General features: G+C 34.0%; 12 protein-coding genes and 2 tRNA genes. 6 read left to right on the top strand and 8 right to left on the bottom strand.

Annotated features, from left to right (window positions below; genetic code table 11):
• Positions 1-2: 2 nt before the first annotated feature.
• Both B5X64_RS00925 and B5X64_RS00920 read right to left on the bottom strand, forming a co-directional pair.
• Complete coding sequence (locus B5X64_RS00925; protein WP_079463466.1) at positions 3-593, bottom strand: SprT-like domain-containing protein; 591 nt, start codon at positions 591-593, stop codon at positions 3-5.
• A 1-nt stretch (position 594) separates the two neighbouring features.
• On the bottom strand, positions 595-1923 hold the full coding sequence (locus B5X64_RS00920; RefSeq protein WP_079463465.1) for a TolC family protein: 1329 nt from the start codon (positions 1921-1923) through the stop codon (positions 595-597).
• Between the two features lie 182 nt (positions 1924-2105).
• On the opposite strand from B5X64_RS00920, the gene B5X64_RS00915 reads away from it, so the two are divergent.
• From B5X64_RS00915 to B5X64_RS00905, 3 genes are all read left to right on the top strand, one after another.
• Positions 2106-3350, top strand: a complete 1245-nt coding sequence (locus tag B5X64_RS00915) for a bifunctional folylpolyglutamate synthase/dihydrofolate synthase (protein ID WP_079463464.1) — start codon at positions 2106-2108, stop codon at positions 3348-3350.
• Between the two features lie 42 nt (positions 3351-3392).
• Positions 3393-3467: transfer RNA gene (locus B5X64_RS00910), tRNA-Val, on the top strand.
• A gap of 30 nt (positions 3468-3497) precedes the next feature.
• Positions 3498-3572: transfer RNA gene (locus B5X64_RS00905), tRNA-Val, on the top strand.
• 41 nt (positions 3573-3613) lie between these two features.
• Here B5X64_RS00905 and B5X64_RS00900 read toward each other — a convergent pair.
• The 5 genes from B5X64_RS00900 to B5X64_RS00880 all read right to left on the bottom strand — a co-directional run bounded on the left by B5X64_RS00900 (position 3614) and on the right by B5X64_RS00880 (position 7339).
• Entirely contained in the window at positions 3614-4501 is an 888-nt protein-coding gene (locus B5X64_RS00900) for a glycosyltransferase family 2 protein (protein WP_079463463.1), read from the bottom strand.
• A 4-nt stretch (positions 4502-4505) separates the two neighbouring features.
• Complete coding sequence (locus B5X64_RS00895; RefSeq protein ID WP_228418675.1) at positions 4506-5471, bottom strand: glycosyltransferase family 9 protein; 966 nt, start codon at positions 5469-5471, stop codon at positions 4506-4508.
• Positions 5472-5473: 2 nt separating this feature from the next.
• Positions 5474-5893 (bottom strand): SufE family protein, encoded by a 420-nt coding sequence (locus tag B5X64_RS00890; protein ID WP_047443313.1) that lies wholly within the window; start codon positions 5891-5893, stop codon positions 5474-5476.
• A gap of 112 nt (positions 5894-6005) precedes the next feature.
• The gene (locus B5X64_RS00885) at positions 6006-7115 is read right to left on the bottom strand and encodes a glycosyltransferase (protein WP_079463462.1); all 1110 of its coding nucleotides are present in this window, start codon (positions 7113-7115) and stop codon (positions 6006-6008) included.
• The gene (locus B5X64_RS00880) at positions 7115-7339 is read right to left on the bottom strand and encodes a uroporphyrinogen decarboxylase (protein ID WP_074230588.1); all 225 of its coding nucleotides are present in this window, start codon (positions 7337-7339) and stop codon (positions 7115-7117) included. The genes B5X64_RS00885 and B5X64_RS00880 overlap by 1 nt, the downstream gene beginning before the upstream one ends.
• Before the next feature lie 151 nt (positions 7340-7490).
• Between B5X64_RS00880 and B5X64_RS00875 the strand changes: the two genes are divergently transcribed.
• Together B5X64_RS00875 and B5X64_RS00870 are read left to right on the top strand one after the other, a co-directional pair.
• The gene (locus tag B5X64_RS00875; RefSeq protein ID WP_079463461.1) at positions 7491-10019 is read left to right on the top strand and encodes an ATP-dependent Clp protease ATP-binding subunit; all 2529 of its coding nucleotides are present in this window, start codon (positions 7491-7493) and stop codon (positions 10017-10019) included.
• A gap of 138 nt (positions 10020-10157) precedes the next feature.
• A complete protein-coding gene (locus B5X64_RS00870; protein WP_123921021.1) occupies positions 10158-11945 on the top strand; it encodes a T9SS type A sorting domain-containing protein in 1788 nt (595 codons plus the stop codon).
• A gap of 47 nt (positions 11946-11992) precedes the next feature.
• Here the strand turns inward: B5X64_RS00870 and B5X64_RS00865 are convergent, their stop codons facing one another.
• Positions 11993-12520, bottom strand: a complete 528-nt coding sequence (locus B5X64_RS00865) for a hypothetical protein (RefSeq protein ID WP_079463459.1) — start codon at positions 12518-12520, stop codon at positions 11993-11995.
• A gap of 159 nt (positions 12521-12679) precedes the next feature.
• Here B5X64_RS00865 and mnmA point away from each other — a divergent pair, with 159 nt between their 5' ends.
• Positions 12680-13867, top strand: coding sequence for a tRNA 2-thiouridine(34) synthase MnmA (gene mnmA, locus B5X64_RS00860; protein ID WP_079463458.1), 1188 nt, complete (start codon positions 12680-12682; stop codon positions 13865-13867).
• Positions 13868-13969: the final 102 nt, after the last annotated feature.

Here is a 13969-nt window from a genome sequence, read left to right as displayed (position 1 = left end):
ATTTAACTGCATTTTTTCACTCTAGCCAAAGGTTTGAAAGAATACTTTCGTCCTGTAACCAGATTCACACAAAGATAGTTTTTTTTAATAAGACCTTCCAACAAATACTTTTCGCTTCGGTAGATGAAATTTTCGCCTTTATAAAGCTTTTCTATATAAACCTCATCATCATCTTGATTTTCAATATGAAAATATTTTACCAAATCTGGACTTGCCATAAAATTGGCTTTTGGAGATTGCGAAAATTTAATAATAATTGGTTTTAAATCTTCTTCGTAAACATCTACACTTTCCAAAAGCATTTCCCTGAAAGTATGTTTCCATTCGTTACCGTGTGGAGCAATTCTTCTTCCGAATTTTTCGAAAGCAATAAGATGCGCCAATTCATGGGTTAATACGAAAAAGAAAAGCTGCGGAGCTAATGTAGAATTGATAGTAATTTCATGCGAATTGTCTCTCAATTTACGATAATCTCCAAGTTTTGAATTTCGGTTTTTAGTAACTTTTATGTGAATAGAATAATCTGAAAACCACTTTCTTAAATACAAAAGTGTATTTTGAGGCAAATATTTTTCTAAAGACTGAATAGACATCTTACAAAGTTAGCGGAATCCCTGAATAGAAATTCAATAATTTAAGACTGAAAAGATAATTAAATTTCGCCTGTTCAACCGAACCTTGAGAGTTCGCATAATTGTTTCGGGCAATGTTTAAATCATAAATTGTCGTACGGCCTGCCGTATAACTTTTATCTGCAAATTCCATTGCCAATTTTGTGCTTTTTGCAGCTTCTACAGCAGAAAGATATATTTCGTAATTGGCATCTGCATCAAACTGAGCTTGCTGTACACTTTGTCTTACCGTCTGTTTTTGCTGCTCTAATGTTGTTTTAGCGATATTTTCGTTGATTTTTGATTGCTCTACCTGAAGTTTGGTAATCCCTTTATTAAAGATAGGAACATTTAAAGTTACCCCTCCTTGCTGCCCAAAGTTATCTTTATACTGCTGAAAAAATCCAGGCTCTTGAGTGCCTCCTGTGTAATTTGTATTCAATAAATTTCTATAAAAAGTCCCAACCCCTACACTCGCAGTAAGCGTAGGCCAAAATGCCGTTTGAGAAATTTCTGTTTGAGTCTCTGCAGATTTTATTCTGCTTTCTGCCGCTTTTATTTGTGGTTGATTTCCATAAGCTAAATTCAAAACATCATCTACAGAAAACAATTGAGGAGTCAATTTATCATCAACTTCCACATCTTCCACATCAAAATCTTTGTATTCTTTTAACTGAAGTAATTGCGCCAAAGCAAACAGACTTCTTCCGACATTAATCTCAGCTGTCTTTAAATTTTGTTTTTCTCTTGCCCAAGCTGCTTCTGCTTCTGCAACAATTGTTTGAGCCGTTGTGCCTACTTCTGTAGTTATTTTTGCCCTATCAAATTGTTTTTTTGCATTTTCTGTTGCGCTCTGAGAAATCTTTACGATTTCCTTGTTCAGTAAAGTCGTTAAATATTGCTGAGCAATCTGAAGCGAAATATCGTTTTTAATCGTTTCAATATCGTATTGACTTGCCTCTACATCAAACTGTGATTTCCTGATTGTTTTTTCAAGCCTTCCATTATTATAAATCAAAATATCAGCTCCAATGTTTGCCGAATTACTGAATTGATCGTTTCGGATACTTGTCGTTCCCAAAGAAGCCTGCCCAAAACTTACATTATTCCCTATGCTTGCATTTACAGAAGGAAGATAATTTTTCTGGGCAATTTTAAGATTAGAATCCTGAATCTGTTTTGAATATTCATTCTGAATCACCTGAAGATTATGCTTTACTGCGTAGTCTACACATTCACGCAAAGACCATTTTTGCTGAGCGTTTAATCCTGCAAAGGCTAATCCCAAAACAACCGTCAAAACTTTTTTCATAAGGAAATATTTAATTTTTTTTCAAATGGAGCCGTTATTTTCAATTGATTTTTTCTGTGAGAAAGCTTGCAAATAACGATTTCTAATTGGCTTTATTCAAATTAGACGTAAAGATTGCAAAAAAGTTACAGATTTAGAAAATTATTGTTTCATTTTAATGAAAGTTTTGAGAATTTTGCATCATGACAAACGCACAATATCAGGAAGCTGTAGAATGGCTTTTCGTTCAGGCGCCAAACTATCAGTTAGATGGGCAAAAAGCATACAAACCGGGACTTGGAAACATCACAAGACTTTGCGCTTTTTTTAACAATCCACAAGATAAAATAAAATGCATTCACATTGGAGGAACCAATGGAAAAGGATCTACCAGCAACATGCTTTCTTCAGTTCTTCAAGAATCTGGCTACAAAACTGGTTTATATAATTCTCCGCACCTTATTGATTTTACAGAACGAATTAAAGTTAATGGTAAAAATTGTGATAAAGAGTTTGTCTATAATTTCATTTTAGAACTAAAAAAGCTCCCTGAAGATATCCTCCCCTCTTTTTTTGAGTTTACGACAATTATGGCGTTTGAATATTTTGCTCAGCAAAAGGTAGACATTGCCATTATTGAAGTCGGATTGGGTGGAAGATTAGATTCAACTAACATTATCAAACCTTTGGTTGCAGCAATTACGAATGTACAGCTAGATCATCAAAATATTTTAGGAGATACCATCGAAGAAATCACCTTCGAAAAAGCAGGAATTATAAAAAGTAATACCCCTATCATTTTCGGAGATGATAATGAAACGGTAAAAAATATTATTAAAGATAAAGCTACTAAAGAAAACGCTCCATTTATTGACGCTACTATTTTAAAAACTGAGCTAAAATCAGATTTGAAGGGAAATTATCAAAATAAAAATATAAAAGTTGTTTTAAGCTTAGTTGAAGAATTAAGAAAACTAAACTACCCTATCTCAAATAAAAATATTGAAACCGGACTTTTGAAAGTTCATCATAACACAGGATTTATTGGTCGTTGGTTTGAATTTTCTCAACATCCTTTGACGATTTGTGATACCGCGCATAATCAAGCCGGTTTGGAATCGGTTTTTGAACAGTTAAATTCTATTGAAAAACACAAACACGTTATTTTGGGATTTGTGAATGATAAGAAAATTGATGATGTAATGGAATTACTTCCCCAAAACTCTAAGTTTTATTTTGCAAAACCATCCATTAACAGAGGAAGGCACCCTCAAGATTATGAAGATTTGTTGATTGACGCAAAAATTTTTTATAAAATTTTCGATTCGGTACAAGAAGCGTATCTTTCTGCAAAACAAGAATGTACAAATGAAGAAATGATTTTTATTGGCGGAAGTAACTTTGTAGTTGGAGATTTTTTAGAAAAAAATTTGGAGATTTGCGAATAAGTCGTATATTTGCACCACTCTAAACAACGGTAACGTTGCAAGGGGCGATTAGCTCAGTTGGTTCAGAGCATCTGGTTTACACCCAGAGGGTCGGGGGTTCGAATCCCTCATCGCCCACAAAAGTTCCTAAAACTTTTAAAAAATTTAGGGCTCTTAGCTCAGTTGGTTCAGAGCATCTGGTTTACACCCAGAGGGTCGGGGGTTCGAATCCCTCAGGGCCCACAAAAACTCTCAGATTATTCTGAGAGTTTTTTATTTTAATGCTATCTTATTTTTTTTAGCAGCAAGTTTAGTTTGTAAACATCCAAATATTTTACATTCGGATTTTCTGACAGTAAATTTTTTAGAATTATTTTTTTAACTAATCCTTCATATAAAAAAATAAAAAGTTTGGAAAAACCAAGATTCTTTATTTTTCTTGCCATCCTCAAAGCTTTAATATCCTTAATATAATTTTCATTTTCCACGAATTTCGAAAGCTGAAACAAAGAATTCATCGCAGTTTCTGTCTTAGCTAAGAAAACTTCATTAGGAGTGTCATCAATATGGATTACAGGATTATTTATTGCGGAAAATTTCACCTGATTCAGTTCCATTTTTTTTGCAAAAACATAGTCTTCATAACCATAATTGGCTAAAGTTTCATCAAATGGAAATTTTATGAAAGTCTTTCTCTGAATAATAAAATTAACAGTTTTAAAAACAGAAAAATCTGAGGTTCGGTCACCTGAAAAAATTTCTCTTTCTACAGAATATCTATTCCGTAACGTTTTTAAATAAGCAGAATCAATTTTGAAATTACCATAAATAACCTCTACTCCCCTATTCTGTTCTATTTCTTGTAAATAATTTTTAAGAAAATCAGTGTTATCAATTTTAGCATCACAGTCCAAAAAAAGCAGATAATCTCCTTTTGTATGCTTTAAAAATAAATTTCTAATCTTAGATCGTCCAATATTTTTATCGAGGAAAAGAAACTGATTTGTGTAAACTGAAGCTTCTTTATAGATTTCATTGAAACGATTGTCTGAAGCATCATCAATAAGAATAATTTCGGCATCAATTTGATTAGTTTGAATTTCTGTTCTAAGAGCAATTACCAGATTTTTTATATCAAAATTATAAACCGGAATACACACAGAAATCTTCATTCTGCTAAATTTTTTCTATAATCTGTTGTACATTAATTTCCTCCAGGCACGCCCAATCGCCACGATAACATTCTTTATCACCAAAAACCGAACAAGGTCTACACGTAAGGTCATTAATCTGAACAACATCATCCTCGCTTTGTCCGAAACCTAAAAATCCGGCATACGGATGGGTGGAGCCCCAAATTGAAATGCAACGCGTCCCTACAACACTCGCTAAATGCATATTAGCCGAATCCATCGAAATCATTACTTCAAGCTGAGAAATTCTATTCAGTTCTTCTGAAAGATTGAGTTTTCCTGCCAGACTTTTGGTATTGGGAATTTGCTCTTCCCAACTTTCGAGGGTTTCTATTTCCTTCTTTCCACCTCCAAAAAAGTAAATTGTATGTTTTTCTGCTAAAATTTTTATAAGCTCAAAAGATTTTTCTAAAGGAAGCATTTTTCCTTTATGCTGAGCAAAAGGTGCAAAACCAATTCCCGATTTATGATTAGATTTTGGTCTTAATTGATGTGAAAGCTCAACTTTAAAACCCATTTCACGAAAAACATCAGCATAACGCTCTACTGTCTTTTTAAGCTGAATTTTATCTAAATTCCAAACATCAGTCAGGTTTTCTTTCTCCTCTTTACCTTTATTGATTTTAAAAACCTTCAACCCTTTTCTTACATAAAATTTATCTAATATCTTAGAACGAATAACATCATGTAAATCAGCAATATAATCTGGATTATATTGCTTTAATAATTCTTTTCCTAATCGTCTTATGCCAAAAAAACCTTTATAATCATCCAGGTCAATCCCATGGAATATAACATTCGGAATATCAGCAAATAAGCTCTCAAAATTATTCCGTGAAACCATTACGATTTCAACGTCTGGATTTTGCTCTAAAAACTCGCGAAAAACCGGCACTGTCATAGCGACATCACCAAAAGCGGAAAAACGGTATGCTAAAATTCTGGTCACAACTAAGATTTCAGTTGGTATGCGACTGCATAAAATTTGATTTGCTTGGTCATCGCCATCAATCCGTTGGCTCTGGAAGGAGATAAAAACTCTTGCAATCCGATTTCAGAAATAAATTCAAAGTCAGAATCAAGAATTTCCTGGGTAGAATGACCACTGTAAATGCTTACGAGCAAAGAGACGATTCCTTTTGGGAGAATTCCGTCAGAATCTGCATTGAAAAATAGTTTTCCATCTTTAAATTCAGCATCAATCCATACCTTACTTTGGCAACCTTTGATTAGATTATCATCGGTTTTCTTGTCATCCGGAAGACCTTTCAGTTCTTTACCCAAATCTATGATGTATTCATATTTCTGCTCCCAGTCTTCAAGAAACGCAAATTCGTCGATTATTTCCTGCTGATTTTCTTTAATGGTCATTTCTATACTTTCTTTCTGCAAAGATACTAATTTTTAGAGTTTTTAGTTTTCTAGGAATTTAATTGAACCATTAAGATTGTTGAATGTAATATTCATAATCGTTTAACAAACCTTAATAATGATTTTCTCGAGAAGCCCTTTCAAAAACTTCCAGCAATTTTACTTCTTCATTTTCCCAGCAAAGAACTTCAGAAGCTTTTTCTAATTCAGATTGATAGTTTTTTCTTCCTTTATTTAAAATTAAATTTATGGCGGTTGCAATATTCTCCGGCTGATGATCTTTGATGATTTCACCAACATCAAACTGATTTTTAATATTTAACATTTCCGGAAGCGGAGATAAAATTAAAGGAACCTTTGCCTGAATACAGTCTAAAACTTTGTTAGGAAGTGAAAATTCATAACTTTCGCCTCCATTTTCTTCGATGCTCATTCCAACATCAGCAGTTAATGTGATTTTTCTTAAATCTTCCGGAAGCAGCTTTCCTAAAAACTGAACTTTATCCTGAAGATTTTCTTTTACAACTAAATCTTCGTATTCTTTTTTCTTCGGCCCGTCTCCGGCAATCTTAAAAATAACATTTTCAAGATGATGCATAGCCAAAATAGCTTTATCAATTCCACGAAAAGGATTAATTGCACCTTGATATAAAAGTATTTTAGGATTATTTTCGGGAATTTCTATTGAAAAATCAATTTTTCTTGGTGCATTCTGAACGACTGTTGGATTGATTCCATATTTATTCTGAAACCATTTTGCATAACTTCCACTTGCTGTAATCATGAATTTTAAATTCGGAACTATTTTATTCTGAAGATAACGCCACAACTTTTGAGACATTTTCCCTTGAACAGCGGGCATTTCAGAGAAAATTTCGTGACTGTCAAATACTAATGGAATATTTAATTTTTTAGCTAAAAGATAATTGGGTAGCAAAGCATCTAAATCATTGGCCAAAAGAATCGTATGCTCATTTGCTTTTTCATAAAGCTGCCAATAAAGCATCCAATTAAACTCAAAATAAGCGGTCTTTAAAGTTTTAGAAATAATATTTATTCTCGAAAAAGGATATGGACGGGTCATTGCTTCTTTCCCACCCCAATCATTTCCTATTAACTCTATTTCATAACCGTTTTCATGCAGCGTTTTACAAACTTTTTCAATTCTTTGGTCGGTATAAAGATTACTGAATGCAGAAATTAATATTTTTTTTCGAGCCATTATTTCTTCTTTGCAATGAGTAAATGATATACCTGTACAAAGCAAATAATTCCGTTGGGAATAATAACCGGCCAAAGCATTCCACTGAAAATTCCGTAGATGACAAAACAGAGACAACCAATACAATTGACAATCCTGATTTTGGTTAAATCTTTAAGAATAAAACTCAAAACGATAAAAACTGAAGCAGCATAGCCTATGTAATTGACGATCTCAGGACTCATGGGGAATATTTAAGGACAACAAACTTAGTCATTTTCAATAAGATAAAAAATATTTTTCTGCCATAAAGTCATTAATTGGTTTTTGGTAAAATATTTGTAATTTAGATATTGAATATAAAGCAATTCTGCTTTTATTCTAACGAGATATATTATGGATTATAAGTTTTCACAAGGTTTGAGCCAAGTGTTCAAGCAAAGCAAAAATGAAGCTAAGCGTCTGAAAAGTGAATTTCTCAATACAGAACATCTACTTTTAGGTATTATAAAAACAGAAAACTCTGCAAAAGAAATCCTTCAAGGGCTTAACGCCGATTTAACACAGATCAGAAGAAAAATTGAAACTTTAAATACAGCAAGTCTAAATCCTATTTCTGAGGAAGTGACCAATATTTCATTCACCAAAATGGCAGATCATTCCATTAAGCGTGCAGAATTAGAATGCAGACAATACAAAAGCAACGAGATCAATACCGTTCACCTGCTTTTGGGCATTTTATATAAATATGAGGATCCTACTTCAAGTATTTTAGGAGCTTACGACATTGACTATGAAGGAGTTTCAAGAGAATATCAAACCATGCTTAAAAATTCCGGAGAGGCACCTCAGAATTCGGCTTACGATGATGATGATGACAGAGAAGAATTTGAGCAAATGAGAAAGCCTACAGGAAATTTAGGTTCTTCAAAAAGTAAAACTCCAACATTAGATAATTTTGGTAGAGATCTTACTTCTTTGGCAAGAGACGGAAAATTAGATCCTGTAATCGGTCGTGAGAAAGAAATTGAAAGAGTTTCACAAATTTTATCAAGAAGAAAGAAAAACAATCCGTTGTTGATTGGTGAACCGGGTGTTGGTAAATCTGCCATCGCTGAAGGTTTGGCTTTAAGAATTCAGCAGAAAAAAGTTTCAAGAGTTCTTTTTGGTAAAAGAGTAATCACTTTGGATCTTGCAAGTTTGGTTGCCGGAACAAAATACCGTGGTCAATTTGAAGAAAGAATGAAAGCCATCATGACGGAACTTGAAAAGAACCGTGATGTCATTTTATTCATTGACGAGTTACACACCATTGTTGGAGCAGGAAGTTCTACAGGAAGTTTAGATGCTTCCAATATGTTTAAACCGGCCTTAGCAAGAGGTGAAATTCAATGTATTGGTGCTACAACTCTTGATGAGTACCGTCAATATATTGAGAAAGATGGAGCTTTAGAAAGAAGATTCCAAAAAGTAATGGTGGAACCAACTTCGATTGAAGAAACCATTCAGATCTTGAATCAGATTAAAGATAAATATGAAGAACATCACAATGTAGTTTACACAGAGGAAGCTATTTTGGCGTGTGTCAATCTGACAGCAAGATATATTACAGACCGATTTTTACCGGACAAAGCGATTGATGCAATGGATGAAGCGGGATCACGTGTTTACATTAAAAACATGAAAGTTCCTACTGCCATTATCGATTTTGAAAAGAAAATCGAAGACATCAAAGAATTAAAACAAAAAGCTGTAAAAGCTCAGGATTATCTGGAAGCAAGAAAGTTGAAAGATGAAGAAGAGCGTTTGCAAATGGAGTTAAATTCTGCTCAGGATCAATGGGATAAAGATGTAAAAGAGAAAAAAGAAACCGTATCTGAAGAAAGTGTTGCTGAAGTCGTTTCGATGATGAGCGGTGTTCCTGTAACTAAAGTTGGCAAAAATGAGCTTGATAAATTGGCTCAGATGGACGACAATATGAACGGAAAAGTTATTGGTCAGGAAGATGCGGTAAGAAAGGTTGTAAAATCTATCCAAAGAAACAGAACAGGTCTGAAAGATCCTAACCGACCAATTGGAACATTTATTTTCCTTGGAACAACCGGTGTTGGTAAAACTGAGCTTGCAAAAGTAATGGCAAGAGAACTTTTTGATTCTGATGAAGCATTGGTTCGAATTGACATGAGTGAATATATGGAGAAATTTGCCGTTTCAAGATTGGTTGGTGCGCCTCCGGGATACGTTGGATACGAGGAAGGTGGACAATTAACTGAAGCTGTAAGAAGAAAGCCTTATGCAGTCGTTCTTTTAGATGAAATTGAAAAAGCTCACCCGGATGTATTTAATATTCTTCTGCAAATCTTAGATGAAGGTCACGTTACCGACAGTTTAGGTAGAAAAATTGATTTCAGAAATACAATTATTATCTTGACTTCAAATATCGGAACAAGAGATATTAAAGACTTTGGTGACGGTGTAGGTTTCGGAACCAATGCAAAGAAAACAAATACAGATTCCCGAGCAAGAAGTACAATAGAAAGTGCTCTTAAAAAAGCATTTGCACCAGAATTCCTTAACAGAATTGATGATATTGTAATCTTTAATTCTCTTGAGCAAAATGACATTAAGAGAATTATCGACATCGAACTGAATAAACTTTACACAAGACTTGATAAGCTAGGTTACAAAGTTGAATTAACTGAAGAGGCCAAAGATTTCATCTCTGAAAAAGGTTGGGATAAAGACTTTGGAGCAAGACCATTGAAAAGAGCCATTCAGAAATATATTGAAGATTTATTAGCTGAAATGCTTGTAAACAAGCAATTAACTGAAGGTGAAACGGTAACTTTAGGTCTAAATGAAGCTAAAGACGGATTAGAAGGAAAAACTCATAAGACGAAAAAATCGGCGGCTGAGAAATCTTAGTAATCAATTTTTAAATAAATAAGAAAGCATCGGGAATTTTCCTGATGCTTTTTGTTTTTTACAACTGATTAGGATAATTCACAATTGTTTGTATTTTTGCATAAACCTTTAATAATCATAAAAATATTAAAATTGAATATGAAAACAAAAAATCTATTCTTTTTCCTATTTTCCTCAAGTCTATTTGCCCAAGGTTTTAACTATGAAAGAGATTGGGCTACTTATTTTGGGGGAACAAACACATATCTTACAGGAATTTATGAAGATAGCTCATCCAATATCTCCGCAGATGTTATCACGACTTATCTCAATCCTACTGGAGGAAATACTCCTGTTTCATATTACAATCAGTTTGTGACCTCTGGAAGCCAAACATATATAGGAAACAATCCTAATAACTTATACGGCAAATTTTCATCTTCAGGAAATCTCTTACAAGCAGAATATAAAACATCTTATTTACCCACCTCAAGACAAGCTACTTATTTCAGAGATGACCTCGGAAACCGATATGATATTGAGCATACTATTACAGCTTATACTGCACTTCCATCCGGAGTTTGGTTACCCAACAATAACGAGTCAACTGATGTAATCTTTGCTAAATATGATATCAACAATAATCTCTTATGGAAAACCTACATTCCCAATACGGGAGAGTCTCATAATTTTGAGGTTGACAGCAACGGGAATATTTATATCGTAGGTTATACTAAATGGCAAACCTTGGGAGATCCGGGTACTTTTCAACAGAATTTCAAGCTTGTTTATGATGTCTCAGGGACACTTTTACCCAATACGTATATCGTAAAATTAAATCCGCAAGGTCAAAAATTATGGGCAACATACACGCCATCTAGCTCAATAAATGGGATAACAGTTTATGAAAATAATCTTTACATTTTTGGCAACAATGATATAATCACAACAGAAGCAACATTATCAACGCCCAATACTTTTCAGACTGCAAAAGGAGGGCAGTTTATTTCGAAATTTGACGGGATGACAGGACAAAGAATATGGGGAACTTATTATGGTACACCAGGAAATACACTTGATGCTGGTCTTTCTGATATAAAAGCAGACGAAACAGGGGTCTACGTAACAGGAATGACCTTTGGTATAATGGGTGGTACTTATTATGCCACAGAAGGTGCTTATAAATCTCAGACGAACGATGGCATTGATATGTTTATTACAAAATTCAATCTTTCAGGAAACAGGGTTTGGAGTACCTACATAGGAACTGATGGTTATGATTCTTACAGTGGAGACAGAGGTCTTGATATCAAAAATGGTAAATTGCTTTTCACTGGATTAAATCAGGGAAATTATAATATTTCAACCCCTGGAGCTTTTGTCAGCACAAAACCTAACGCGAATAGCGAGGATCTCTTTTTTGGTATTCTGAATACCAATACTGGGCATCCAGATTTTATTTCCTACTACGGAGGTACTGCTAATAACCCTTCGGCAGCTATTGATGCGAGGTGCAGTTTTTCAAAATCATCCAACGGATTTTATCTGTATGGAGCAACTTATCGAAACAACGGCTTTACATCAACAAATGGTTATCAGCAAGGAATTATTTATCCTCCGGGAGTTACAATGGGACGTTCTGGATATATTGTCAAATTCAATCCTAAATTTCTCTCTACCTCTGAAATAAATTCTTCTCAAGATTTTGTTCTCTACAACAATCCGAATAATGGAAATTTCATTTTAAAAGGTTCTGTATTAAATAAAGAACCGCATATTATCAGTATTAATGATATGTCCGGAAAATTAATTTATTCTAGAAACGTTCAAAAAAGCAAAGAAGAGCATTTTAACCTTGAAGATCAGCTTCCGAAAGGAAATTATATTCTATCAATAAAAAAATCAGATAAAACCTTAGTAAAAAGTTTTAAATTAATTATCAAATAATAAATCAAAAGCATCAGAAAAACCTGATGCTTTTTTATATAAATCTTTTAAAGTCCAACCACAAAGCCAACACTAGGAATTAATCCGCCAGAAAAAACACTGCTGTTTTCTTTATACAGAACATTGTACATCAAACCGATCTGCATAAAAGAATTATTCCCGATTTGCTGCATATATCCACCTCCTAAATAAAGAGCCGTTTCTTGCTGATCGTTTTTATAGTCATAAAATTTATCTTCGTAATTGATGAAAAAATGCTGCAAATTACCACTCACAAAAAAAGATCTTGCAAAATAATAATTTACAAAAGGACCAAAACCAAACATTGTCGATTTATAAAAATCTGAAGTCTGCCAGGAAACACTTCCAATTAAACCAGCTTCCAAATCATTTGTCAGGCGATATCCTACTCTAGGTGCAACCTGCAGGTTAAAATAAGAATTGCTTCCGAAACCGACGCCTAAACCGCCACCGAAGGTCCATTTATTGGTTTCAGCAGTTGGTGTTCCTATTGCAACCTGAGAAAATGATAATCCGGAAATAAGAATCATTGAAGAAATAAATAGTTTTTTCATATTAAATATTTTTTGTTTTGTGAAATATATCAAATATCATTTGGTGATACTATCGTTTTTATCGATGTATAAAATTATCATTTTTTTTGTGAATAGGATTATTGTAATTTTGCGGCTCAACTAAGAACTCCCGTTAAGAGTTTCGTAAAATTGAATTAAATGAAAGTAGTAGTAGGCCTCTCTGGAGGTGTAGATTCGAGTGTTACAGCATATTTGCTGCAGCAACAAGGGCATGAAGTGGTTGCTCTTTTTATGAGAAACTGGAATGATGCTTCGGTAACTTTAGAAGACGAATGTCCGTGGATTGAGGACAGTAATGATGCTTTAATGGTTGCTCAGAAACTGGGAATTCCGTTTCAGGTGATTGATATGAGCGAACTTTATAAAGAACGCATCGTCGATTATATGTTTGATGAATATCAGAAAGGAAGAACTCCGAATCCTGATGTTTTGTGCAACAGAGAAGTAAAATTCGATGTTTTTATGAAGACCGCAATGTCTTTAGGTGCTGATAAAGTGGCAACAGGACATTACGCAAGAGTAGATTCTACTTTTGATGAAAACGGAAAAGAAATTTTTCATTTGTTGGCAGGAAAAGACAACAATAAAGATCAGTCTTATTTTCTTTGTCAGCTAAATCAGGATCAATTGTCAAAAGCATTATTTCCAATCGGTGAACTGACAAAGCCTGAAGTAAGAGAAATTGCCAAAGAAATTGGTTTGGTAACGGCTGATAAAAAAGACTCTCAAGGTCTTTGCTTCATTGGAAAGGTAAGCCTTCCTCAGTTTTTACAACAGCAATTGGTTCCTAAAGAAGGTGAAATCGTAGAAATTTTCAAAGACTCTCCGCTTTTCGCACAGGAAACGCCAAGCTTTTCATCTAAAGAGGAAGAATTAGAATTTTTAAGTCAAAAAATTAATTATAAAAAAGCTGACGGAAAAGTAATCGGAAAGCATCAGGGTGCTCAGTTTTTCACGATCGGACAAAGTAAAGGACTAGGAATCGGCGGACATAAAGAAAGTTGCTTTATCGTGTCGAGAGACATGGAAAACAATATTATTTTTGTGGGCGAAGGTCACAGCTTCCCGGGATTGCATAAAAAAGCGCTGAAAATTGATAATTCTGAGCTGCATTGGGTACGTGAAGATTTAAGATTAAAAAACGGAGAATCAATGGAAGTAATGGCGAGATTCCGTTACAGACAAGAACTTCAGAAATCCATTATTTATCAGTTTGAAAACAGTTTTTTTGTAGAATTTGAGAAGCCTCAATCTGCGATTGCTGAAGGGCAATTTGCAGCCTGGTACATTGATGATGAATTGATTGGAAGCGGAGTAATTTCGTAATTTAATATTGAAGAGATTATTTTTAACGCAAAGATTTTAATTTTTAAGCTTATATTTTAAGGAGCAAAGAATAGCGATAAAGTCGCTGATGAAGCTTGAATA

The organism is Chryseobacterium balustinum, assembly GCF_900168205.1.
GTDB classification, from domain to species: domain Bacteria; phylum Bacteroidota; class Bacteroidia; order Flavobacteriales; family Weeksellaceae; genus Chryseobacterium; species Chryseobacterium balustinum.
The sequence above is the reverse complement of the archived record's forward strand: the minus strand, read 5'-3'. Positions and strand labels throughout refer to the sequence as shown.

What these genes read in the sequence shown, in the direction of transcription:
- B5X64_RS00920 (WP_079463465.1), bottom strand. Translation starts at nt 1,923, where the DNA reads ATGAAAAAAGTTTTGACGGTTGTTTTGGGATTAGCCTTTGCAGGATTA.
- B5X64_RS00890 (WP_047443313.1), bottom strand. Translation starts at nt 5,893, where the DNA reads ATGACCATTAAAGAAAATCAGCAGGAAATAATCGACGAATTTGCGTTT.
- mnmA (WP_079463458.1), top strand. Translation starts at nt 12,680, where the DNA reads ATGAAAGTAGTAGTAGGCCTCTCTGGAGGTGTAGATTCGAGTGTTACA.
- B5X64_RS00870 (WP_123921021.1), top strand. Translation starts at nt 10,158, where the DNA reads ATGAAAACAAAAAATCTATTCTTTTTCCTATTTTCCTCAAGTCTATTT.
- B5X64_RS00865 (WP_079463459.1), bottom strand. Translation starts at nt 12,520, where the DNA reads ATGAAAAAACTATTTATTTCTTCAATGATTCTTATTTCCGGATTATCA.
- B5X64_RS00915 (WP_079463464.1), top strand. Translation starts at nt 2,106, where the DNA reads ATGACAAACGCACAATATCAGGAAGCTGTAGAATGGCTTTTCGTTCAG.
- B5X64_RS00880 (WP_074230588.1), bottom strand. Translation starts at nt 7,339, where the DNA reads ATGAGTCCTGAGATCGTCAATTACATAGGCTATGCTGCTTCAGTTTTT.
- B5X64_RS00900 (WP_079463463.1), bottom strand. Translation starts at nt 4,501, where the DNA reads ATGAAGATTTCTGTGTGTATTCCGGTTTATAATTTTGATATAAAAAAT.
- B5X64_RS00885 (WP_079463462.1), bottom strand. Translation starts at nt 7,115, where the DNA reads ATGGCTCGAAAAAAAATATTAATTTCTGCATTCAGTAATCTTTATACC.
- B5X64_RS00925 (WP_079463466.1), bottom strand. Translation starts at nt 593, where the DNA reads ATGTCTATTCAGTCTTTAGAAAAATATTTGCCTCAAAATACACTTTTG.
- B5X64_RS00875 (WP_079463461.1), top strand. Translation starts at nt 7,491, where the DNA reads ATGGATTATAAGTTTTCACAAGGTTTGAGCCAAGTGTTCAAGCAAAGC.